Annotated in this window: 19 protein-coding genes and 1 tRNA gene; 9 read left to right on the plus strand and 11 right to left on the minus strand. The window is 72.8% G+C overall.

The window, feature by feature from the left end:
* Window positions 1-145: 145 nt before the first annotated feature.
* From IAG43_RS12450 to IAG43_RS12460, 3 genes are all read left to right on the plus strand, one after another.
* Window positions 146-1,159, plus strand: coding sequence for an SGNH/GDSL hydrolase family protein (locus IAG43_RS12450; RefSeq protein WP_187744419.1), 1,014 nt, complete (start codon window positions 146-148; stop codon window positions 1,157-1,159).
* Between the two features lie 275 nt (window positions 1,160-1,434).
* Complete coding sequence (locus tag IAG43_RS12455; RefSeq protein WP_187740821.1) at window positions 1,435-2,655, plus strand: acetyl-CoA C-acetyltransferase; 1,221 nt, start codon at window positions 1,435-1,437, stop codon at window positions 2,653-2,655.
* A gap of 324 nt (window positions 2,656-2,979) precedes the next feature.
* A complete protein-coding gene (locus tag IAG43_RS12460; protein WP_425508642.1) occupies window positions 2,980-3,861 on the plus strand; it encodes a hypothetical protein in 882 nt (293 codons plus the stop codon).
* Between the two features lie 130 nt (window positions 3,862-3,991).
* Here IAG43_RS12460 and IAG43_RS12465 read toward each other — a convergent pair whose 3' ends face one another.
* Window positions 3,992-4,324 carry a hypothetical protein gene (locus IAG43_RS12465; protein ID WP_187740823.1) on the minus strand — a complete coding sequence of 111 codons (333 nt, stop codon included), beginning with the start codon at window positions 4,322-4,324 and terminating at the stop codon, window positions 3,992-3,994.
* A gap of 98 nt (window positions 4,325-4,422) precedes the next feature.
* Between IAG43_RS12465 and IAG43_RS12470 the strand changes: the two genes are divergently transcribed.
* Window positions 4,423-4,653 carry a DUF4287 domain-containing protein gene (locus tag IAG43_RS12470; RefSeq protein ID WP_187740824.1) on the plus strand — a complete coding sequence of 77 codons (231 nt, stop codon included), beginning with the start codon at window positions 4,423-4,425 and terminating at the stop codon, window positions 4,651-4,653.
* 75 nt (window positions 4,654-4,728) lie between these two features.
* Here IAG43_RS12470 and IAG43_RS12475 read toward each other — a convergent pair whose 3' ends face one another.
* A complete protein-coding gene (locus IAG43_RS12475) occupies window positions 4,729-5,640 on the minus strand; it encodes a Bax inhibitor-1/YccA family protein (protein WP_187740825.1) in 912 nt (303 codons plus the stop codon).
* Window positions 5,641-6,003: 363 nt separating this feature from the next.
* Here IAG43_RS12475 and IAG43_RS12480 point away from each other — a divergent pair, with 363 nt between their 5' ends.
* The gene (locus IAG43_RS12480) at window positions 6,004-7,197 is read left to right on the plus strand and encodes an outer membrane protein assembly factor BamB family protein (protein WP_425508643.1); all 1,194 of its coding nucleotides are present in this window, start codon (window positions 6,004-6,006) and stop codon (window positions 7,195-7,197) included.
* A gap of 472 nt (window positions 7,198-7,669) precedes the next feature.
* Here IAG43_RS12480 and IAG43_RS12485 read toward each other — a convergent pair whose 3' ends face one another.
* Both IAG43_RS12485 and IAG43_RS12490 read right to left on the minus strand, forming a co-directional pair.
* Window positions 7,670-8,026, minus strand: coding sequence for a MazG-like family protein (locus IAG43_RS12485; RefSeq protein WP_187740827.1), 357 nt, complete (start codon window positions 8,024-8,026; stop codon window positions 7,670-7,672).
* A gap of 415 nt (window positions 8,027-8,441) precedes the next feature.
* A tRNA-Leu gene (locus IAG43_RS12490) sits at window positions 8,442-8,523 on the minus strand.
* 386 nt (window positions 8,524-8,909) lie between these two features.
* Between IAG43_RS12490 and IAG43_RS12495 the strand changes: the two genes are divergently transcribed.
* Window positions 8,910-9,680 carry an ABC transporter ATP-binding protein gene (locus IAG43_RS12495; protein ID WP_187740828.1) on the plus strand — a complete coding sequence of 257 codons (771 nt, stop codon included), beginning with the start codon at window positions 8,910-8,912 and terminating at the stop codon, window positions 9,678-9,680.
* A gap of 97 nt (window positions 9,681-9,777) precedes the next feature.
* A complete protein-coding gene (locus tag IAG43_RS12500; RefSeq protein ID WP_187740829.1) occupies window positions 9,778-12,318 on the plus strand; it encodes an ABC transporter permease in 2,541 nt (846 codons plus the stop codon).
* 310 nt (window positions 12,319-12,628) lie between these two features.
* Here the strand turns inward: IAG43_RS12500 and IAG43_RS12505 are convergent, their stop codons facing one another.
* From IAG43_RS12505 to IAG43_RS12515, 3 genes are all read right to left on the minus strand, one after another.
* On the minus strand, window positions 12,629-13,921 hold the full coding sequence (locus IAG43_RS12505) for an SAM-dependent methyltransferase (RefSeq protein WP_187740830.1): 1,293 nt from the start codon (window positions 13,919-13,921) through the stop codon (window positions 12,629-12,631).
* A gap of 222 nt (window positions 13,922-14,143) precedes the next feature.
* On the minus strand, window positions 14,144-15,532 hold the full coding sequence (locus IAG43_RS12510) for an NAD(P)/FAD-dependent oxidoreductase (protein WP_187740831.1): 1,389 nt from the start codon (window positions 15,530-15,532) through the stop codon (window positions 14,144-14,146).
* A gap of 431 nt (window positions 15,533-15,963) precedes the next feature.
* Complete coding sequence (locus IAG43_RS12515) at window positions 15,964-16,863, minus strand: helix-turn-helix domain-containing protein (RefSeq protein ID WP_187740832.1); 900 nt, start codon at window positions 16,861-16,863, stop codon at window positions 15,964-15,966.
* Window positions 16,864-17,305: 442 nt separating this feature from the next.
* Here IAG43_RS12515 and IAG43_RS12520 point away from each other — a divergent pair, with 442 nt between their 5' ends.
* Window positions 17,306-18,454, plus strand: coding sequence for a S8 family peptidase (locus IAG43_RS12520; RefSeq protein ID WP_187740833.1), 1,149 nt, complete (start codon window positions 17,306-17,308; stop codon window positions 18,452-18,454).
* Between the two features lie 219 nt (window positions 18,455-18,673).
* The gene (locus tag IAG43_RS12525) at window positions 18,674-19,498 is read left to right on the plus strand and encodes a VOC family protein (RefSeq protein WP_187740834.1); all 825 of its coding nucleotides are present in this window, start codon (window positions 18,674-18,676) and stop codon (window positions 19,496-19,498) included.
* Between the two features lie 25 nt (window positions 19,499-19,523).
* Here the strand turns inward: IAG43_RS12525 and IAG43_RS12530 are convergent, their stop codons facing one another.
* The 4 genes from IAG43_RS12530 to eno form a co-directional block, all read right to left on the minus strand.
* A complete protein-coding gene (locus IAG43_RS12530; protein WP_187740835.1) occupies window positions 19,524-20,462 on the minus strand; it encodes a Ppx/GppA phosphatase family protein in 939 nt (312 codons plus the stop codon).
* Window positions 20,459-20,995, minus strand: coding sequence for a DUF501 domain-containing protein (locus IAG43_RS12535; RefSeq protein ID WP_187740836.1), 537 nt, complete (start codon window positions 20,993-20,995; stop codon window positions 20,459-20,461). Before IAG43_RS12535 ends, IAG43_RS12530 begins: the two co-directional genes overlap by 4 nt.
* Before the next feature lie 61 nt (window positions 20,996-21,056).
* On the minus strand, window positions 21,057-21,536 hold the full coding sequence (locus IAG43_RS12540) for an FtsB family cell division protein (protein WP_187740837.1): 480 nt from the start codon (window positions 21,534-21,536) through the stop codon (window positions 21,057-21,059).
* 185 nt (window positions 21,537-21,721) lie between these two features.
* Entirely contained in the window at window positions 21,722-23,017 is a 1,296-nt protein-coding gene (gene eno, locus IAG43_RS12545; protein ID WP_187740838.1) for a phosphopyruvate hydratase, read from the minus strand.
* Window positions 23,018-23,320 lie beyond the last annotated feature (303 nt).

Raw genomic sequence — 23,320 nt, forward strand, 5'->3', positions numbered from 1 at the left:
TCTCCGGGGTCTCCGTAATGGTGCCGCCAGCGTATGCCGGATGGGCGGGTGATTGGGCGACGGCGGCTACGGGGCAGTTACGTCATGTACGCGCGCGACGGCGGTCCGGGACGACCGCGAGGAGGTGGCTGTGTCGAGGGCGAGGGTGGCCAGGCGCATCGCGGCAGGTGCGGCATACGGCGGGGGCAGCATCGGGCTCATCGGCGCGGCCGCCGTGGGCGTGCTGCTCGCCGAGGTCCAGCTGGCGAAACGCACGGTGGGCGGCGGCACGGCACCGATCCCGCCACGGGGCAACGGCCTGTACGGGCTCTCCTTCGGGCGGGAGAACCCGCTCCACCTCGCCGTCCTGGGGGATTCCACCGCCGCGGGCCAAGGCGTGCGCCGGGCCGGGCACACCCCCGGCGCCCTGCTCGCGTCGGGACTGGCGGCGGTGGCCGAGCAGCCGGTCGAGGTGCGGAACGTCGCCCTGCCCGGAGCGCGCTCGGACGACCTGGAACGCCAGGTCACCCAGCTCCTCGCGGACCGCACCCGGACCCCCGACGTCTGCGTGATCATGATCGGGGCGAACGACGTCACCCACCGGATGCCGGCCACCGAGTCGGTGCGGTGCCTGGCCTCCGCCGTGCGCAGGCTGCGCACGGCCGGCGCGGAGGTGGTCGTCGGCACCTGCCCCGACCTCGGCACCATCGAGCCGGTGTACCAGCCGCTGCGCTGGCTGGCCCGCCGGGTCAGCCGGCAGCTCGCGGCGGCCCAGACGATCGTGGTGGTGGAGCAGGGCGGCCGCACGGTGTCGCTGGGCGATCTGCTCGGGCCGGAGTTCGCGGCCAACCCCCGGGAGATGTTCGGCGCGGACAACTACCACCCGTCGGCCGAGGGGTACGCGACGGCGGCGATGGCGATGCTGCCGACCCTGTGCGCGGCGCTCGGCCTGTGGCCCGAGAGCGACGCGCTGGACGTCGACCGCGACGAGGACATGCTCCCGGTGGCGCGGGCGGCGGCGACCGCGGCGTCGGAGGCGGGCACCGAGGTCACGGGCGCCCGCGCCCCCTGGGCACTGCTCAAGCACCGGCGGCGGCGCCGGCTGCCGGCCGAGGACGCCGCGTCCCACGAGCCCGCCGGCCACTCCGCCCCGGCCGAGGACCGCGCCGGACCGTCCTGACCCGGGCGCCCTGACCTGGGCCGCACCGCCCGTACGGGCCCTCGGGAGCCGCAGGCCGGCCAGCCGGGGGCCCGGCCGCGGCCCCCGGCCGGCCCCGGGCGCAGAGTGCCGCTGTCCGACGAGCACCCCGGCGGCGGGGCCGACGTGGCACACTCGGTACTGAGCAAGCGCCCGCTTAGAAAAGAGGCCCGCATCACACGGCTCGCACCGTGACCGCGGGCATACGGACGGGTAATTTCCCAGACAGCCCGACCCCCTTCCCTCATGGAGCCGTGATGCCCGAAGCCGTGATCGTCTCTGCTGCCCGTTCACCCATCGGCCGGGCCTTCAAGGGCTCCCTGAAGGAGCTGCGGCCCGACGACCTGACCGCCACGATCATCCAGGCGGCGCTCGCGAAGGTGCCCGAGCTCGACCCGCGCGACATCGACGACCTGATGCTCGGCTGCGGCCTCCCCGGCGGCGAGCAGGGCAACAACCTGGGCCGGATCGTCGCCGTGCAGATGGGGATGGACCACCTCCCGGGCTGCACCGTCACCCGCTACTGCTCCTCCTCGCTCCAGACCTCGCGGATGGCGCTGCACGCCATCAAGGCGGGTGAGGGCGACGTCTTCATCTCGGCCGGCGTCGAGATGGTGTCCCGCTTCGTGAAGGGCAACTCCGACAGCCTGCCGGACACGCACAACCCGTTCTTCGCCGAGGCCGAGGCCCGCACGGTCGCCGTCGCCGAGTCCGAGGGCTCGACCTGGCACGACCCGCGCGAGGACGGCCTCGTGCCGGACGCCTACATCGCGATGGGCCAGACCGCGGAGAACCTCGCCCGCTGGAAGGGCGTGACCCGCGCGGACATGGACGAGTTCGGCGTCCGCTCGCAGAACCTCGCCGAGGAAGCCATCAAGAACGGCTTCTGGGAGCGCGAGATCACCCCGGTGACCACCCCCGACGGCACCGTCGTCAGCAAGGACGACGGCCCCCGCGCGGGCGTCACGCTGGAGGGCGTCCAGGGCCTCAAGCCCGTCTTCCGCCCCGACGGCCTGGTCACCGCGGGCAACTGCTGCCCGCTCAACGACGGCGCCGCGGCGCTCGTCATCATGAGCGACACCAAGGCCCGCGAGCTGGGCCTGACCCCGCTCGCCCGCATCGTGTCCACCGGTGTCTCGGGCCTCTCCCCCGAGATCATGGGCCTCGGCCCGGTCGAGGCGTCGAAGCAGGCGCTGAGCCGCGCCGGGCTCACCTCGTCGGACATCGACCTGGTCGAGATCAACGAGGCGTTCGCGGCGCAGGTCATCCCGTCGTACCGGGACCTGGGCTTCGACATCGACCAGGTCAACGTCAACGGCGGCGCCATCGCGGTCGGCCACCCCTTCGGCATGACCGGCGCCCGCATCACCGGCACGCTGATCAACAGCCTCCAGTTCCACGACAAGCAGTTCGGCCTGGAGACGATGTGCGTGGGCGGCGGCCAGGGCATGGCCATGGTCATCGAGCGGCTGAGCTGAGCGGCTGAGCCGAGCCGGAGCGGAGCGACACAGCAGTGCGGCCGAGCCGAGCCGGCGCCCCCGGAGTCCGGGCAGGGGTACCCCTGATCCTCCTCGTTCACCGCACGGTGGATTTCGGTTCGTGACTCAATCTCCCCCAGGATGTGACCTATCTCCTGGGGGAGAGGTGTTTCAGCAGGTCACCGTCGCTTCATGGCTAAACACGGGGCACAAAGTCCTGTCCATTTCGTGACGTAATGCACTGACAGGAGGCACGGACGCACCGCAAGCTGATGTAGGAAGTCGGGGGTATCGAGTGAAATCGGGAGTACGTCAGTGAGCGCCATGTCTCTTGCCCTGCTGCTGACCACGGCCGCCGCCACGGCCGTGGGCGCCGCTGCCCTGCACGCCGCCCACGGGCTCCGCAAGCAGGTCGCCGCGCTGCGCACCGAGCTCGCCGCGTCGTCGTACGGCACCGGACCCACCGCGTCCGTCCCCCATGCCCGCAGCAGCGACACCGCCGAGATACGCGCGGCGGTCGCCGAGGCGCTGGCCGAGGAGCGGGAGCGGGAGCTGGCCGAGGCGCGTGCGTTCTGGGCGGCCCAGGAGGCCAGGGACGCCGCGGACACGTCCGCGCGCTTCCCGGGCGACTCCTCGCTGCTGGGCGGGCTCACCGGCGGCACCGAGGACATGACGCCGTTCTACGTGCCGCGTCAGGCCGACTTCGCGGGTCTGGAGGCCATGGACCTGGAGGCGGTGGAGGCGGTGGACGCCTTCGACGGCCTGGCGCACACGGCCGACGCTCCCGGTGCGGCGGCCGACCTGTCCGAGGCGACGGAGTTCGCCGAGGACTCCCCCGAGCTGGCGGCGGCCCGCCGCCGCCACCCCTCGCACCCCGACTTCGTGCCGGTCCAGACCCCCGTCGTGACGGACCACGAGCGGACCGTCGCGCGGCTGGAGGAGCTGGCGGACGCGCGCACCGAGCTGGCCGACGTGCGGCCCGGCCCGCTGGGCACCCTGGACGTGTACGTGTTCTCCGACGGGACCACGCTGTGCATGACGCCCGGTCACCGTGAGACGGCCGAGCGCCTCGCCGACGCCCTGCGCGCGGGCACGGCCCCGGTCCTGCTCGGCGGGTCCGGCGTGTCCGGTGCGTACGCGCTGACGTTCACCTGCGGCGACGAGAGCGTCTACATCCTCGCCGACCGCGTGATCGCCTCGCACTGACCTGCTCCGGGCCGGCGTCCTCCGGTCACCGGCCCGAACCGCACCCCCGCTGCCGCGCGGCATCCGTTCCCGGGGCGTCGCCCCGGCACCGCGCCGCCGCCGCGGGCCCCTGCCGCCCGGGGCCCCGCTCTCAGAGCCCCGCCCGCGCCGCCGCTTCCCGTACCAGGGCGACCGCGGCGTCCCGGCCGGTCCCGTCCGCCGCGCCCTCGGGGGCGAGGCGCAGGGCTTCGGCCAAATCCCGGCCGGCCACCAGCAGTTGATCGGCGACGGCGAAGACTCCCGCGTCCGGCATGGTCCGCGGCCGTTCCTCCGGCGTCTCCAGGCGCTGCGCCCGCGCGGCAAGTTCCCTGGCGAGCGCCAGTCCCTCCGCCGCGGCACCCCGCTGGAGCCGGCTCTGCGGGGCCGCCCTCAGCCGGTCCGAGAATCGCTCCACCGCATCGGTCAGTTCCGTCGTATCCAGCACGGCGCGACCCTACGCGCCCCTGCGGGGCTGTTGCCAATACGCGAACGCTCAGGCACGGTGGCGTGAAGAGCACACGCGCAATGCGTCCGGAGGCGCCGATGTCCCAAGTCTTCTCCGAAGAGACCCATCGAAATCTGCTCTCCCGAATCCCCCAGTGCACCGGCCGCGAGGTCTCCGACTGGCTGCGCATGGTCGACGACGGCCCGTCCCTCTTCCGTTTCGAGGAGAAGGTCAGCTGGCTCCGGGGTGAGCACGGTCTCGCCTACGGTCACGCGAAGGCGATCATCCACGAGTACGACCTGAGGCGCGCCGCCCGCAAGCTCACCTGAGAGCGGCACGACGAAAGGGCCCGCCCGGCTGCTGCCGGGCGGGCCCTTCGCGCGTCGGGGACGCGGAGCGGTGCGTCAGTCGTCGCCCTGGAGGATCGACAGCAGACGCAGCATCTCCAGGTAGATCCACACCAGGGTCAGGGTGAGGCCGAAGGCCGCCAGCCACGACTCCTCGCGCGGGGCGCCGTACGCGATGCCGTCCTCGACCTGCTTGAAGTCGAGGGCCAGGAAGCAGGCGCCGAGGACGATGCCGATGACACCGAAGAGGATGCCGAGGCCGCCGCTGCGGAAGCCGAGGCCGTCACCGCCGCCGAAGACGGCGAACAGCAGGTTCACCATCATCAGGAGGACGAAGCCCATCGCGGCCGCCATCACGAAGCCGTAGAAACGGCGCGTGACGCGGATCCAGCGCATCTTGTAGGCGATCAGCACACCGGCGAAGACCGCCATCGTGCCGAGCACCGCCTGGGCGACCACGCCGTCGGAGATGTACGTGGAGACCGCGCTGGAGATGACGCCGAGGAAGACGCCCTCGAAGGCCGCGTACGACAGGATCAGCGCGGGCGAGGCCTTGCGCTTGAAGGACTGGACGAGCGCGAGCACCATCGCGACCAGTGCCGCGCCGATGGCGATGCCGTACGACTTGCCGATGTTGGCCTCGTCGACGGGCAGCAGCACCCAGGACAGGATCGCCGTGAGGACGACCGTGCCGAGGGTCATGGCGGTACGGGTGACGACGTCGTCGATCGTCATGGCCCCCGAGCGGGCGGGAGCCTGCGGCGGGGCGCCGTGCTGGGTGTCCGCCGGGGCGTACGGGTTGGTCGCGTACGGGTTGGCCGGGGCCTGGGCGTACGGGTTGCCCGCAGCCTGCGCGTACGGGTTCGTGCCAGCGGCGCCCCCGGCCTGCGGCTGCTGCGCGTTGAAGCCGGCGTAGCCGTTGTCGCGGCTGAACCCCCGTCGCGAGAAGACCGGGTTGCTGCTCCTCATCCTCACTCCTCCATGGCCACCCTGCGCGGCCTTGAGGTCAAGAGTAATGCGCAAGCAAAAGAATCACCCTAGTGCCCAGGGAGGATCTTTCGGGAAAACGGCACCGCCGCGTCACACCCGCAGGCCGTGACGGGTGTGACAGGTGCTTCACAGCGCTGTCGCGGGACGGTATCGCTCCCGGCCATGTCCGGAATCCGGTGGTTGGCTGGGCCCCGCCGCGGACCGCCGGTGGGGCCGTCCGGGCACGGGGTGGGGAGAGTGTCCGTGGAGACGCAGCAGCAGGGGGACCCGGCGGCCGCCGGAGCCGGCCGGAGCGGAGCGGGGGACGGCCGGAGCGCGGCGGGGGCCGTCCGGGGCGCCGCCGTGACGCGCAGACGGCTGCTGGGGACGGCCGGCGCGGGGCTGGTGCTGGCCGGCGCCGCGCTGACGGGCTGCACCCCGGACGCCGAGGCGGAGGCGGACGCCGCGGGCGGCGGCTCCCCGGAGCCGTCGGGCGACTCCTTCACCACCCCGCCGCCCGGCACCGCGCCGAAGCCCCTGTGGCAGGCGCCCGCGGCGGCCGGGGCACTCGGCAGCCTGGACGCCCTCGCGGTCGCCGGCGACGTCGTCATCGTGTCGGGCGATCCGCTGGTCGGCCGGGACGTCGCCACCGGTGAGGAGCGGTGGTCGCGGCCCGGGACGGCCGTGCCCGGCGCGCGGCTGATCCTCGGCGGCGGGCGGCTGTACCTGGCGAGCGCCGAGTACGACGGGGACGTGGTGGCCCTGGACCCGGCCACCGGCAAGGAGGTCTGGCGCAGCCGCCTGGGCGGGCGGTACTCCATGCCGCGGCCCGTCGGGGCGGACGGGGAGCGGGTCTACGTCGTCGCCGGGATCCTGGAGAAGGACCACAGCGTCCGGGAGAACGTGATCGCGGCGATCGACACCCGCACCGGGAAGGTCGCCTGGAGCGAGCGGCGGGACGCGGGCACGGAGGAGTTCGGGCTCGCCTCCGCCGTCAGCGGCCGGCGGCTCGTCTACACCGACCAGCGCAGGAACGTGACGGTCCGCGACACCGTGAGCGGCCGGCAGGTGTGGACGAGGAAGACGGGCCGTTCCGGCTTCGACCGGGTGGTCGTCCACGACGGCGGCGTCATGGTCTCGGACGGCCGGACCCTGCGCGCCTACGACCTGGAGAACGGCGCCGAGCGCTGGTCCCTGGACGCGGGCGGGTTCGCCTCGTTCAACGGCCCGGCGGTGCTCGACGGCGTCCTCTACGTCTCCGACAGCAGCCGTGCCCTGTGGGCCGTGGACCCGTCGTCCGGCCGGAAGCTGTGGCGCAACGAGGATCTGCTCGACCACTCCTTCCCCGTGCAGTTCGCCAAGGTGGGGAACACGCTCTACGGGGCGACCCGGTTCGACGAGAAGGGCGGGGTGCACGCCTACGACGCCCGCACCGGGAAGCTGCGCTGGACCTGGAACGACGGCTCGGGGTCGGTGGAGCAGTGGTACGTCGTCTCGGCCGGCAGGCGCCTGGCCGCCCTGCACGCCCGCAAGCTGAGCGCGCTGCCCGCGGTCTGACCGGCGCACGGGACCGGGGCGCAGGAGAGGCGGAGGGGCGGGACGGACGCTGCGGCGGGCGGCTGGAGGTGCCGGCGACGATGTGCCCGGAGCCGGACTCGAACCGGGGACGTCCGAGGCTCTGAACTGCAACGATGCCTGCCCTGACATCGGAGAGCCGGACCGAAACAGAGGCAACCGGCCGGGATCACTGGCAGCTACCAGCCCTCGTGCGCCGGTTGGCGCACCGGCCGGCGCACCTGGAACGCGCCGCGGGGGCCCGGGACCGAAGTCCCGGGCCCCCGCCTTGCGAGCCCATCAGGTTTGCGGAGCACTGCGACCCACTGGGCCCCGTCCCCCCGAGCGGTGGCCCCGCATGCGCCCAGGCCGTGGTCGGAGAGCATGCCTTCCGTATGCGAACGCGCGACCAGGCCTTGTCGCAGCATTCGCTTGTGCGCCGAGACCCCCTGCATCTGGCGGCAGCTGAACCCGCTCACCGCACCTCAGGCGGTGTGAGGCGCATCACGAGCGTCTGGAGCCGCGCGTCGAACGACTTCCGGGCGTCCGGACTCACCGTGGCCAGCGCCACGAGCGCCGTGACCGCGACGTCGGCCAGTTCCTTCTCGACGTCTGCCCAGGTGTGCGACTCGCCCTTCCTGGGGTTCGCGCCGGTCGCGCCATGGACGGCCTCGGAGACCTCCCCGAGCTCCTCGCTGATCTTGAGGACGCGCATCATGACGCGCTCGCTGTCGGTCTGCTCCGGGGCATTGTTGTCCAGCCAGGTGCGGATCACGTTCACGCCGTCGAACAGCTCGGCGTGGGCCTCGGGCCGGAGGTTCTCTCCGTTCATGACTCTCCCTCGGGTGGTGCGGATCAGAACAGGGCCGGTTCGAGCGTCGGCTCGGCGGCCTGGCAGGGGTCGGTCACCGGCAGCCGACCGGCCGGGGCGACGGACATGCGTACTGTCACCGCGGAGTGGTCGGTCAGACGGTCGTCCCGGGTGCGCGGTTCGTGGACGTACGAGCAGCTGTGCAGCGAGTCCTCGGCGAACCGCCCGGAGAGATGGCGGCGGCGATCTCTTCCGGCCCGACGATGCTCGCGTCGAGCTGGAGGACGCGGACACCGGCCCCCGCAGACACCCGGATCGGTTCCGGGGACGGGGCGGCCGGCCCGAGGTGCACCGAAAGGGCGTGCAGGCGACGACGCGAGGAAGGTGCCTCGTGCAGCAGGGCGTTCCCGCCGCTCACCCAGGGTAGGCGACGATGTGCCCGGAGCCGGACTCGAACCGGCACGCCCCGAGGGGCAGCGAGGTTTAAGCTCGCCGTGTCTGCATTCCACCATCCGGGCGTGCACGCGGTCAGCGTCTGCCCAGGAGCCTATCGGTGGAGATCGATCCGCCCTCCGGGACCTTGACCCGATGTTGTCTGATTTTATTGGCGCCTGATGAGGTGTCAGAGCAGGTGGGGGCGCGTGGACAGGTGGCGCGCGCCCTCGCCAGCAGCCCCGTGGGGCCGTGGGGATTGACGGAAAAATGACGCCTCTTCGACGGCTTTGCGACAAGGTGGCACGACGTGGGGCCTCTCGGGGGTCCTGTCATACCCAAGGATGACCCGGCGCCACCCCGGGTCCGACCCGAGAAGGCCCCCAAGACGGGCATCGGGAGTGACGATCCGGCGCAGTCCGGCGGAGACGATGGAAGAGTCCCGCAGCACCACCGACACAGGAGCCCCCACGTGACCACCACGCCCCTCGCCCACCGCGCCACCGCCGTGGCCGCCCGCGCCACGGACCTCTCCAAGGTGTACGGCCAGGGCGAGACCCAGGTGGTCGCGCTCGACAACGTCACCGTCGACTTCCGGCAGGCCGAGTTCACCGCGATCATGGGCCCGTCCGGGTCCGGCAAGTCGACCCTGATGCACTGCGTCGCCGGCCTGGACACCTTCAGCTCCGGCTCGGTCCGCATCGGCGAGACCGAGCTCGGATCGCTCAAGGACAAGCAGCTCACGCAGCTGCGGCGGGACAAGATCGGCTTCATCTTCCAGGCGTTCAACCTGCTCCCCACGCTCACCGCGCTGGAGAACATCACGCTCCCCATGGACATCGCGGGCCGCAAGCCCGACAAGGAGTGGGTGCAGCAGGTCATCGACATGATCGGCCTGCGGGACCGGCTCGGCCACCGGCCGACCCAGCTCTCCGGCGGCCAGCAGCAGCGCGTCGCCGTCGCCCGCGCCCTCGCCTCCCGCCCGGAGATCATCTTCGGTGACGAGCCGACCGGGAACCTGGACTCGCGCTCCGGCGCCGAGGTGCTCGGCTTCCTGCGGAACTCGGTGCGCGAACTCGGGCAGACCGTCGTCATGGTGACCCACGACCCGGCGGCCGCCTCCTACGCGGACCGGGTGATCTTCCTCGCGGACGGACGGATCGTCGACGAGATGCCGAACCCGACCGCCGACGGCGTCCTCGACCGCATGAAGGCCTTCGACGCCAAGGGCCGCACCAGCTGACGCCGTCGCGGCACCCCCGTCCCCCTCCTCCACCCAGGGCCCCGCCCGGCCGCGGGCCCTGTCCGGCATGCGCCGGCACCACCCTCCAGGACTCACCATGTTCCGTACCGCCCTGCGCAATGTGCTCGCGCACAAGGCCAGGCTGCTGATGACCGTGCTCGCCGTGATGCTCGGCGTCGCCTTCGTCTCCGGCACCCTGGTCTTCACCGACACCCTCGGCAACGCCTACCGCAACCAGTCCGCCAAGAGCTACGACGACGTGGCGGTCGCCGTCGCCACCCACCCCAACCCCGACGACAGCAAGAAGGACGACGGGATCAGCGACCGGACGCTGGAGGACATCCGCGCCCTCGACGGAGTCGCCGGGGCCACCGGGCGGGTGACCGGCTTCGCCGGCGTCGCCGACAAGGACGGCAGGCTCATCGGCAACGGCTGGTCCAACACCGGCGGCAACTACGCCCCCGGCAAGGACGGCCAGGACCCCGCGTACGACTTCACCGCCGGCTCCGGACCGGCGTCCGCGGACCGCATCGCCCTCGACGAGGACTCCGCCGACAAGGGCGGCTACAAGGTCGGGGACACCGTCCGGGTGGCCACCAACGGGCCGGTGAAGGAGTACACCCTCGCCGGTGTCTTCACCACCGAGGACGGCGCGGTCAACGCGGGCGGCAGCCTCGTGCTGTTCACCACCGAGGTCGCGCAGAAGCTGTACCTGCAGCCCGGCTTCTACCAGGACGTCACCGTCACCGCGGCGGACGGGGCCTCGGACGCCGCGATCCTCGCCGCGGTCGAGCCCCTGCTGCCGAAGGACGCCGACGCGCAGACCGGCGCGGAACTCGCCGACGAGCAGGCCGAGTCGATCGAGAGCGGACTCGGCAACCTCAACACCATGCTGCTCGCCTTCGCGGCCATCGCCCTGTTCGTGGGCGTCTTCCTGATCGCCAACACCTTCACCATGCTGGTCGCCCAGCGCACCAGGGAACTGGCGCTGATGCGCGCCGTCGGCGCCTCCCGCCGCCAGGTGAAGCGCTCGGTCATCCTGGAGGCCGCGCTCGTCGGCGTCATCGCCTCCGTGGTCGGCTTCGTGCTGGGCGTGGGGCTCGCGACCGGACTGCGGTCCGCGATGGGCGCCTTCGGCGCCAAGGTGCCGGCCGGCCCGCTGGTCGTCTCGCCCACGGCCGTCGGCGCGGCGTTCGCGGTCGGCGTCCTGATCACCGTCCTGGCCGCCTGGCTGCCCGCCCGCCGGGCCGCGAAGATCGCGCCCGTGGCGGCGATGAGCAGCGTCCACGCGGTGGCCAGCACCAAGTCGCTCGTGGTGCGCAACAGCATCGGCGCCGTCATCACCCTGCTCGGCGCGGCCGGCATCACCGGCGGCGCGGCCACCGGCGGCAGCGACGGCCGGATGCTGATCGGCGCGGGCGCGTTCTTCGCCCTGATCGGCGTCATCGTCCTCATCCCGCTGCTGTCCCGGCCGGTGATCGCGCTCTTCCGCCCGCTGCTCCAGGGCGTGTTCGGCGTCGCCGGCAAGCTCGCCGGGCAGAACGCGGTCCGCAACCCGCGCCGCACCGGCGCCACGGCCTCCGCGCTGGCGATCGGCCTGACCCTGGTCACCGGACTCTCCGTGCTGGGCGTCACCCTCGGCCAGGCCATCGACAAGATGACCACCGACAACATCCGCGCCGACTACATGATCTCGATGGCGTCCGGCGGGGCGCTCGACGCCTCGGCGCTGGAGGCGATCGAGAAGGCGAAGGGCGTGGCCGCGGTCTCCCCGCAGCAGGCGACCTCGCTGGAGATCAAGGACACCTGGCACTCGGCGTCGGCGGTCACCCCCGGCGACGTGGAGAAGGTCTTCGACCTGAAGACGGTCTCCGGTTCGCTGGCGAGCCTCGGCAAGGGGCAGATCGCGATCGCCGAGGACACGGCGAAGTCGAACGGGTACAAGGTCGGCGACACGCTGCCCGCGAACTTCGGCGACGCCGACGACCCGCACCGGGCGGACGTCACCGTCGGCGCCGTCTACCGGGGCAACGAGTTCCTCTCCCCCGTGCTGGTGCCCGCCTCGCTGGTGGCGCCGTACGAAACGAGGCCGTACATCCCCGAGATCTGGGTGGCGATGGACGGCGGCGCGAGCGACGCCAACGAGCAGGCGCTGGTCGACGCCCTGGGCGACAACCCGGCGATCAGCGTCATGGACCAGCAGGACATCCGCAACCTGTTCGGCGGCTTCATCAACACCGCGCTGAACATCATGTACGGCCTGCTGGCGATGGCCCTGCTGATCGCGGTGCTCGGTGTCGTCAACACGCTGGCCATGTCGGTGTTCGAGCGCCAGCAGGAGATCGGCATGCTCCGCGCGATCGGCCTCGACCGCCGCAGGGTGAAGCGGATGATCCGCCTGGAGGCCGTGGTCATCTCCCTCTTCGGCGCGGTGATCGGCGTCGGCCTGGGCACCTTCCTCGGCTGGGCGATCGGCGAGACGATCCGGGGCGAGATCCCCGGCTACGCACTCGTCCTGCCCTGGGACCGGATCGGCGTCTTCCTGCTGCTGGCCGGAGTGGTCGGCGTGCTGGCCGCCATGTGGCCGGCGCGGAGCGCCGCGCGGCTGAACATGCTGACGGCCATCAAGACCGAGTAGCGCGCGGCGCGCAGGGGGTGTGCCCCGGACGGAGCGGTCTCCGTCCGGGGCACACCCGTGTCCGGGGGCGGGGACGCCGTGCGGACGCGGGTCGCGCGAGCCGGGGACGCCGGGCGGAGGCGGGCACCCCGGGAGGGTCGTGGGCGCCCGCACCTGCCCTGCTCCGGTGCGACGGGCCCGGAACGACCCCGGCCGCCCCACACGGTCCGGCGGCCCCGGCGGCCCCGGCAGCCCCGTCCCCGGAACGAGCCCGGCACGCGCCGGGTCCCGTCCGCCCGTACGTCCGGCGGCGGACGCCGCCGGACGCGTGCTACCTCCAGTCGCGGGTACGCGCCCGCATGCCCGAGGCGCCCGACGTGGGCGTGCGGACGGCGAGGATCTGGTTGACCCCGATGTGGTTGCGCTCGAAGGCCACGGCCGAGGCGGCCATGTAGAGCCGCCACACCCGCGCCCGGCCGGGCGACACCAGCCGCAGGGCGCGGGGCCAGGCGTCCTCCAGGTTGGCGACCCATGCGCGCAGGGTCCGCGCGTAGTGCTCGCGGATCGCCTCGACGTCCCGGACCTCGAAGCCCGCGTCCTCCAGCGCGGCGACCGTCCGGCCGAGCGGCGAGAGCTCCCCGTCGGGGAAGACGTAGCGGTCGATGAACGCGTCCAGTTCGTAGGCCGATTCGTCGGGCTCCGGACGGCGGGCGATCTGGTGGTTGAGCAGCCGTCCGCCCGGCTCCAGCAGCGAGAGCAGCCGGTCGGCGTACTCGCGGTACCGGACCCGGCCCACGTGCTCGGCCATCCCGATCGAGGAGATCGCGTCGTACGGGCCGTCAGCCACGTCGCGGTAGTCCTGGACGCGGATCTCGATCCGGTCCGTCAGGCCCTCCTCGGCGACCCGCTTGCGGGCGTGGGCGGCCTGCTCGCGGGAGAGGGTGATCCCGGTGACGCGGGCACCGTACTCGCGCGCCGCGTGGACGGCCATCGAGCCCCAGCCGCAGCCGACGTCGAGCAGCCGGTCGCCCTCCTTCAGGGCGAGTTTGCGGCACACCAGGTCGAGTTTGTCCCGCTGGGCGTCCTCCAGGGTGCCGCCCTCCTCGTCCCAGTAGGCGCACGAGTAGACCATCGACGGACCGAGCACGAGGCGGTAGAAGTCGTTCCCCACGTCGTAGTGGTGGCTGACGGCCTCCCGGTCGCGCCGCCGGGTGTGCACGCGGCCGGGGCGGCGGCGCGCCTCCTCCGCGGGCGGCGGGGGCGGCGGCAGCGGGCCGCCGAGCGCGAGCAGGCTGCGGGCGGCGGCCCGCAGACGCGGGTCGCGCAGGGCACGGAGCCGTCTCCCGTCCCCGGGGCCGGTCTCCCACAGCACGCCCGTCAGGAGCCCGAGCGCCTCGTACAGGTCGCCGTCCACGTCGATCTCGCCGGCGACCCAGGCGCGGACGAGGCCCAGCTCGCCCGGCCGCCACAGCAGCCTGCGCAGCGCCCGGCGGTGGCGCACGACGAGGACGGGGCCGCCCGGGGGCCCGGACTCGCTGCCGTCCCAGGCGCGGACGCGCACCGGGAACGGGGCCCCCAGCAGTTCCTCGGCAAGAGTGGTCAGCCGCAGCGCGGCGTCGGCCATGGCACACACCTCCGTGACGGTGGTTCCCACGAAACGCGCTCTCGCGAAACGCGCTCCACCGTCAACAGGGTGACCACCCCGTGTGCTTCCCGGACCACGCCGCGTGCGGACGGAGCACCGGTGGCCCGGCCGTCGCCCGCAGCCCGCAGCCCGCAGCGGGAACGCCGAAGGGGCCGCCCGCACCACGGATGGCGGGCGGCCCCTTCGGGCGTACGGCTGTCCTTACGACGCCTTGGCCTTCTCGGCCTCCGGCTTCACCGCGGCGGCCGGCGGCGGGGTCGGCTTGGCGGCCTCGTAGAACTCCTCGCGCGGCGTCTCCATGGCACCCAGGGAGACGACCTCGCGCTTGAGGAACATCGCCAGCGTCCAGTCCGCGAAGACACGGATCTTGCGGTTCCAGGTCGGCATCGCCATGCCGTGGTACGCGCGGTGCATGTACCAGGCGAGACGGCCCTTGAGCTTGATCTTCATCTTGCCGACGACGATCATCGCGACGCCCTTGTGCAGGCCGAGACCGGCGACCGCGCCCTTGTTGGCGTGCTCGTAGGTCTTCTGCGGGAAGCCGCGCATCCCGGAGATCACGTTGTCGCCGAGGACCTTCGACTGGCGCAGCGCGTGCTGGGCGTTCGGCGGGCACCAGGCGTTCTCGACACCGGCCTTGCGCAGGGCCATGTCCGGCACCTGGGCGTTGTCGCCGGCGGCCCAGATGTAGTCCGTGCCGTTGACCTGGAGCTTCTCGTTGCAGTCCACGTGGCCGCGGGGGCCGAGCGGGATGCCGTAGCGGGCCAGCGCCGGGTTCGGCTTCACACCGGCGGTCCACACGATGGTGTTGGAGTCGACCTCCAGGCCGTTCTTCAGCACCACGTGGCCGTCGACGCAGGAGTCCATGGAGGTGGAGAGGTAGACCTCGACCCCACGGCCCTCCAGGTGCTCCTTGCCGTACTTGCCGAGCTTCGGACCGACCTCGGGGAGGATCTTGTCCGCGGCGTCGACGAGGACGAAGCGCATGTCCTCGCGCTTGACGCTGGTGTAGTACTTGGCCGCGTCGCGCGCCAGGTCCTCCACCTCGCCGATGGTCTCGGCGCCGGCGAAGCCGCCGCCGACGAAGACGAAGGTGAGCGCCTTGCGGCGGACCTCCTCGTCGGTGGTCGAGTCGGCCTTGTCCAGCTGCTCGAGGACGTGGTTGCGCAGCCCGATGGCCTCCTCGATGCCCTTCATGCCGATGCCCTGCTCGGCGAGGCCGGGGATCGGGAAGGTGCGGGAGATGGCGCCGAGCGCGATCACCAGGTAGTCGAAGGGCAGCTCGTACGCCTCGCCGACGAGCGGCGCGACGGTGGCGACCTTGCGGTCCTGGTCGATGGTCGTGACCCGGCCGGTGAGCACCTCAGCCTTGGGCAGCACGCGCCGCAGCGGGACGACGACATGCCGAGGCGAGATGCTGCCGGCGGCAGCTTCGGGGAGGAAGGGCTGGTACGTCATGTACGAGCGCGGGTCGACGACCGTGACGGTCGCTTCGCCGTAGCGCATCTTCTTCAGGATGCGACGTGCCGCGTACAGGCCTACGTACCCACCGCCTACAACGAGGATCCTGGGACGCTCCGTGGTGCTCATGCCATCGAGTATCCACCCCACCCCCAGGGGGTGCTCGTGAGCCCCTTCACAAGGTTCTGGACGACCTCTGCTACACTCCGCCGCCCACGTGACCCAGGTCATGACCTGCGGCGGGAACCCCGAGGTGGCGGAGGACGTTGTTCACCCCTCGTGAGCTGGCACCTAAGGAGTCGGCACGCGGCACGCCCGGGCGGCGTCGCCCACTCGGCCGAAGCCCGCGGGAGTCCTCGGAATCCCTGTTCCGAAGCCCAACAGGGGCGGGGGGAGCGGGTTTCGGGGGTCGGAAGGGCCCCTTGGGAGGGAATTCCTTGTGAAGAACTTCACGAACTTTCTCGCGGAGGGGGTCCGGGCGCGGCGCGGCGGGGCGTCCAGGAGGGTCCGGCGCAGGTGCGCGGCCGGTTCGCGCACCGGCCTCGCCCCCCTCCGTCCCCTCACTCCACCAGCCCCAGCTGCGCGGCGCGGACCCCCGCGGCGAAGCGGCTGTCCGCGCCCAGGCGGGCGACCAGGCCGGTGATCAGACGGCGGAGCGTGCGCTCCGAGCAGCCGAGCCGCCTGGCGATCGCCTCGTCCTTGGCGCCCGCCGCGAGCAGGGCGAGCACCTCGCGCTCCCGCGGCGACCAGTCGTCCCCGGCCGCACCGTCCTCGTAGGGGCGCGCGGTGCTCCAGTGGTGTTCGAAGACCCGGGCGAAGCAGTCCGCGAGCCGGGAGCTGTGCAGGATCACGTCCTCGGCGCGTTCGCCCCGCTGGGGCGCGGGGCCGAGGGCGAGGACGGTCACCGCGCGGTCCACGACGTTCAGATGGAGCGGGACGGTCGTCGCGACGCGTATCTGCGCGCCGCGGTCGAGCATCGCCGCGAGATAGCGCGCCGCGCCGGTGCTCCGGGCGGCGCGTGCGGAGACGAGCAGCAGCATCGCGACGCCCCGGTCCAGCGCCCGCAGATCGTCCGCCAGGCCCGCCTCCAGCACCTCGGGCGCGGGGAACGTCGCCCGCATGGCCAGGAGTTGGTCGCGGCACAGCTCGTCCAGGTCCTCCATCCGCTGCCGCAGCCGGACCCGGTCGTCGTAGAACTCGACTTCCAGCGTCTCGCGCCCCGTCCGGCGGAGGTCGGGCAGCAGGCGCAGGACGTCGTCGAAGGAGTCGAGCCCCCGGTCGAGGGCGGCCAGCCGGCGGCGCTGCTCGGCGACCAGCTCGTGCAGGGCGCGCTCGGGCGTCGCGACGCGGCGCCCGCCGCCGACGGCGAGCCGGCGCTCGACGAGCCAGGCCCGCACCTCCTCGGGCACGCCCCCGAGCGCGTCGTCGGGGCCGGGGTCGTGGGGGTCGCTGACCGGCATGGAGCGACCTTAGGGCGGCACGGGTCGCCGTGGCCATGGCCGGAACACGCCCGCGGGGCGCCGCGGGCGGACGGAAGGCGCGGATGACCGCAAACGGTCACGCCTGATTCGGCCGTGGTCAACCTCCCGTCACCCCCAGTATGTTTTCGCCGCGCACCGCACCTTCCACCGCGACCGGCGGACGGCGACCCCGTCCTCCCGGCCGGTGAGCGGTGCGCACCGGACGCCCCCGTCACGAGGGACGGGAGGGCACCGGGCGGCCCTCGTCACCGCCCGCACGTGCCCGGCGCACCCCCCGCACAGCGTGCTGTCCCACCTTCCGCGCCCCACCCGCCACACCGCCGGCCGGCCACCCACCGCCCGGCGGGGCGGACCGTGCGCTCCCCCACCCGCCGGTCCCGGCACCCTCCGGGCCGGTCCCACGAAAGGTGTCAGCTTCCCCATGCGCAGAACCCACATCGGCGCCCTCGCCGTCGCACTCCCCCTGGCCCTCACCCCCGCGGTCGCCGCCGCCGAGTCGCCCGCCCCGCTCGTCGCCGTCGCCCAGGCCCCCGCCGCCCAGGAGATCGCGGGCCGCTACATCGTCACCCTCAAGGAGGGCGCCGACCCCGCGGGCCTGCTGAAGGCCCGCTCGCTGAAGGCCCGTCACGTGTACGAGGACGTCATCAACGGTTTCGCCGCCGACCTGACGTCCGCCCAGCTGAACCGGCTTCGGGCCGACTCGCGGGTGGCCTCCATAGAGGAGGACCAGCGGATCGTCTCCACGGCCACCCAGTACAACGCCCCCTGGGGCCTGGACCGGATCGACCAGCGCAGCGGCCGCGACGGCTCGTACACGTACACCCGCAACGGCTCCGGGGTGACCGCGTACATCATCGACACCGGCATCGACACGGCCCACGCGGACTTCGGCGGCCGGGCGCGGAACGTGTTCGACGCGTTCGGCGGCAACGGCGCGGACTGCAACGGGCACGGCACCCATGTCGCGGGGACCGTCGGCGGAACCGTGTACGGCGTGGCCAAGGGCGTCCAGCTCCGCGGTGTGCGGGTGCTGGACTGCCAGGGCTCCGGCTCCTACTCCGGCATCATCGCCGGCTTCGACTGGGTGCGGCAGAACGCGGTGAAGCCCGCCGTCGCCAACGCCTCGCTCGGCGGCGGCTACTCGTCGGCGATGAACAACGCCGCCACCGCGCTGGCCAACTCCGGTGTGCACCTGGCCGTGGCCGCGGGCAACGACAACCAGCCGGCCTGCAACTACTCGCCGGCCAGTGCGGCGGGCACCATCACGGCCGCCGCGTCGGACTCCTCGGACCGCAAGGCGAGCTTCAGCAACTACGGCGGCTGCGCCGACATCTACGCGCCGGGCGTGAGCATCACCTCCGCCCGCGCGGGCGGCGGCTCCACCTCGATGAGCGGCACCTCGATGGCGTCGCCGCACGTCTCCGGGGTGGCCGCGCTCTACAAGGCCACCTACGGCGACGCGTCCAGCGCCACCGTCAACACCTGGCTGATCAACAACGCGACCGCCAACGTGATCGGCGGCAACGTGAGCGGGACGCCGAACCGCCTGCTGTTCAAGTCCACGCTCTGATCATGTCGTCCGTGATCACGCAGTCCACCGTGTGATCCGGCACCGAGGAGGCCCTGCGGGGCTGCCGGAGAAGCCCGGCCGGTTCAGGGGGCCGGCCGGGCACCCGGCGTTCCGGGAGCGCGCCCGCGCGCCCCGGGCGGTTCGGCGCGCATCCGTTCGCGGCTGGTGACAGGCTGAAAGAGCCGATGTGTGCAGGAACCAGGAGAAAGCGACGGAGAGATGATCACCACGGACTTCGTGCCCGGTCAGCCCTGCTGGATCGATCTGGGCTCCCCCGACGTCGACGCGGCGGCCCGCTTCTACGCCGGGGTCTTCGGCTGGCAGGCCCGGCCGATGGGAGGCGACGGCGGCGAGGGCGGCGGCGACTACCAGATGTTCCAGCTCGACGGGAAGGCGGTGGGCGCGGTCGGGAAGCTCACCGAGCCGGGCGCGCGGTCGGCCTGGATGGTCTACTACGACACCCGCGACATCGACGCCACCGTCAAGGCCGCCGAGGAGGCGGGCGGCACCGTGCGGATGCCGCCGTCACAGGTGTCGGAGGAGGGCCGGCTCGCCCAGCTCACCGACCCGCAGGGGGCGCAGTTCGCGGTCTGGCAGTCGGGCTCCTACGGCGGCATCGGGGTCGCGGACGGTCCGGGCAGCCTGGGCTGGGTGGAGCTGATGACGACCGACTCCGCCGCCGCGCAGCGCTTCTACGGCGCCGTCTTCGGCTGGACCGGCCAGGACACCGAGCTCCCCGGCGGCGGCGGCACGTACACGATGGTGACGCCGAAGGGGCAGCCGCCGGAGCGGATGTTCGGCGGGGTGATGGCCATGCCGGAGATGTTCGCCTCGGGCGAGGTGAAGCCGTACTGGCACCCCGTCTTCGGCACCTCGGACTGCGACGCGACGGTCGCCCGGGTCCGCGAGGGCGGCGGCGGGGTGTCCATGGGCCCGGAGGACGCGGAGGGCGTGGGGCGGCTGGCGGTCTGCACCGACCCCGCCGGGGCGGAGTTCGTCGTGCTGACCCCCGCCTCGCCGTCCCCGGACGCACCGGGCGCCTGACCCGCGCCCGCCCGGGCGCCCGGGGTCAGGACCAGCCCTCGGCCGCCTTGTAGGCGATGCCGTCCAGGATGTCGTGCTCGCTGACGACGACCTCGCGGGCGCCGGTGCGGCGCATGATCTCCAGCAGGACGAGCGCCCCGGCCTGGATGACGTCGACCCGGCCGGGGTGCATCACGCCGATCGCCGCTCGCTCGTCGTGGGTGGCCCCCAGCAGCATGGCGGTGATCTCCTCGACCTGGTCACGGGAGATCACCGAGTGGTGGATGCGCTCCGAGTCGTAGGCGTCGAGGCCGAGCGCGATGCCGGCGACGGTGGTCACGGAACCGGCCAGGCCGACCAGGGTGCCGGCCGTGCCGATCGGGACGGTCTCGGCCGCCAGGTCGAGAGCCGCCTCGATGTCCGCCCGGATCGCGTCGGTCTGCGCGGGCGTCGCCGGGCTGTCCGGCGCGTGGCGCTCGGTCAGCCGCACGCAGCCGATGTCGACGGAGCGGGCGGCGCGCGCGTGCTCGTCGCCGACGACGAACTCGGTCGAGCCGCCGCCGATGTCGACGACCAGGTAGGGGGTCGCCAGGTCGGTCCGCCCCGCGAGGGAGCGGGTGGCCCCGGTGAAGGAGAACTCGGCCTCCTGGTCGCCGGTGACGACCTCGGGCTCCACGCCCAGGATGCCGAGCACCCCGCTGACGAACTCCTCGCGGTTCTCGGCGTCCCGGGACGCGGAGGTGGCGACGAAGCGGACGGTCTCGGCGCCCAGTTCCTCGATGATCCCCGCGTACTCGCGGCAGGCGGCGAAGGTGCGCTCCAGCGCCTCGGGGGCGAGCCGGCCGGTGCGGTCGACGTCCTGGCCGAGCCGGACGATGGTCATCCGGCGGTCGAGGTCGGTGAGGCTCCCCGTCTCCGGGTCGACGTCGGCGACGAGCAGGCGGATCGAGTTGGTGCCGCAGTCGACGGCGGCGACGCGCCTCACTCGCCCTCCTCCCCGGTGGCGCAGCCGGTGACGCAGGGGCCCTTGCGCCACCACTCGGGCAGCATCGAGATCGCCTCGTCGCCCAGCGGGTTCACCCCGGGCCCGGCGGCGAGGGAGTGGCCGACGAGCACATGGAGGCACTTGACCCGGTCCGGCATGCCGCCGGCGCTCGGGAAGCCCTGGAGCACCTCGACGGCGTCGCGGCGGGCGATGTAGTCCTCGTGGGCGGCCCGGTAGGCGGCGGCCAGCTCCGGGTCGGTGGCCAGCCGGCCCTGCATCTCCTTCATGACGCCGTTGGCCTCCAGCGTGCCGATCGCGGACGCGGCACGCGGGCAGGTCAGGTAGTAGAGCGTCGGGAAGGGCGTCCCGTCCGGCAGGCGGGGGGCGGTCTCGACGACGTCCGGGTGCCCGCAGGGGCAGCGGTGCGCGATGGCGCGCAGCCCGCGCGGCGGCCGGCCGAGCTGCTGCTCGAACGCGGCGATGTCCGCGTCGGTCGGCTCGGTGTGCTCGGTGGTGGGAGGAGGGGTTTCCATGCCTGCCTTGATGCTGTGTTCGCTGTCGGGATGCTGGGATCGCGGCCGGGACGGCCGGGCACTACTCGCGGTCGGCCTCGTCGACGCCGTTCCACACGTTCGAGTACCAGGGGCGGTCCGCCGCGCCGTCGTCCGCGCGGCGCTCCTCGGCCGCCTCCGGGTCGATCACCGTGTAGGCGGTCTCGCCGGGGTAGACGTAGTGGAGGTGCTCGCGCGCGAGCCGCCGGACGTACATGTCGTCCTGGAGGCGCGCCTTCTCGTCCCGCAGGCGCTCGACCTCCTCGTGCGCCTCCTCCATGAGGCGTTCCTGCTCGGCGATCTCCGCGCGCTGGGAGACGTACTGCCGTATCGGGTAGGCGAGGGCGACGACCAGGGAGCAGACGACCAGCGCGAGGAAGGCGGCCCGGCCGGTGAGCCGGGAGCGACGCGCCTGGCGGCGGTTCTGGGACCGGTAGACACGGGCGGCGGTCTGCTCGCCGAGCAGCCTGATCCTGGTCGCGGTGGAGAACCGGTCCTGGTCCCCGGGCGGCCTGCGGGCCATGGTCTCGCCTCCCCGTTGCGCGCGTACGTCCCCGGACACGGTACGGGACCGCGGCCGGGGACGTACGGAGGCGGGGGCGTCGGCCCCCGCCGGGGGCACTCGGCCCCGGGGGCTCAGCTCTCGGAACGGCTGTGCCTACTGGTCCGCGAAGCGGCTGTGCCTACTGGTCCGCAAAGCGGCTGTGCTTACTGGTCCGCAAAGCGGAACCGGGGGAACGCGGAGCGGCCCGCGTACACCGCGGCGTCGTCGAGGATCTCCTCGATGCGCAGCAGCTGGTTGTACTTGGCGACGCGCTCGGAGCGGGCCGGGGCGCCGGTCTTGATCTGACCGCAGTTGGTGGCGACGGCCAGGTCGGCGATGGTGACGTCCTCGGTCTCGCCGGAGCGGTGGGACATCATGCACTTGAAGCCGTTGCGCTGGGCCAGCTCGACGGCGTCCAGGGTCTCGGTCAGCGAACCGATCTGGTTGACCTTGACCAGCAGGGCGTTGGCGGCGCCGTCCTCGATGCCGCGGGCCAGGCGCTCCGGGTTGGTGACGAAGAGGTCGTCGCCGACGATCTGCACCTTGGTGCCGAGCTTGTCGGTGAGGACCTTCCAGCCGGCCCAGTCGTCCTCGAACAGCGGGTCCTCGATGGAGACCAGCGGGTACGAGGCGACGAGCTCCTCGTAGTACTCGGTCATCTCGGCGGCCGAGCGGGACTTGCCCTCGAACTGGTAGACGCCGTCCTTGTAGAACTCGGACGCGGCCACGTCGAGCGCCAGGGCGATGTCCTTGCCCGGGGCGTAGCCGGCCTCCTTGATGGCCTCGAGGATGAGGTCGAGGGCGGCGCGGTTGGAGTCGAGGTTCGGCGCGAAGCCGCCCTCGTCGCCGAGACCGGTGGACAGGCCCTTGGTCTTCAGCACCTTCTTGAGGGTGTGGTAGACCTCGGTGCCCCAGCGCAGGGCCTCGGAGAAGGACTCCGCGCCGATGGGGGCGATCATGAACTCCTGAATGTCCACGTTGGAGTCGGCGTGCGAGCCGCCGTTCAGGATGTTCATCATCGGAACGGGCAGCAGGTGCGCGTTCGGGCCGCCCAGGTAGCGGAAGAGCGGGAGGTCGGACGCCTCGGAGGCGGCGTGCGCGACGGCGAGGGAGACGCCGAGGATGGCGTTGGCGCCGAGCGAGGACTTGTCCGGGGTGGCGTCCAGGTCGAACATCGCCTGGTCGATCAGGCGCTGCTCGGTGGCGTCGTAGCCGACGAGCTCCGGGCCGATCTGCTCGATGACGGCGAGGACGGCCTTCTCGACACCCTTGCCCTGGTAGCGGTTCTGGTCACCGTCGCGGAGCTCGAGTGCCTCGAACGCACCGGTGGAGGCGCCGGACGGAACGGCAGCACGACCCGTGCTGCCGTCGTCGAGGCCAACCTCGACCTCGACCGTGGGGTTGCCTCGGGAGTCGAGGATTTCCCGGGCTACGACGACGTCGATGGACGGCACGAGCATCTCCTTCTGGGATGTGACGCGAGAAAAGTGCAGAGGTCTGCTTGGCCTTGCGGCAAGAGCCTAACCGGCGCGGCGGCGTACGCCGGGCCGATGCCCGTCCCCTGGGACGAAAAAGGGCATCAAGCAACTCACCGGAGGACAAACCCACCGCTTCTACCCGGCGGTAACCGGGGTGGCGGGCCGTCCGGCCGGGGCCGGGCCGGGTGGGGCCGGGGGTCCGGGACGCCCGCTCCGCACCCGTGGGAGGCGGCCGCACACGGACCCGGCCCGGCGCCTTCGGGGGAAGGGGGCGCCGGGCCGGGA

Source organism: Streptomyces genisteinicus (assembly GCF_014489615.1).
Taxonomy (GTDB): domain Bacteria; phylum Actinomycetota; class Actinomycetes; order Streptomycetales; family Streptomycetaceae; genus Streptomyces; species Streptomyces genisteinicus.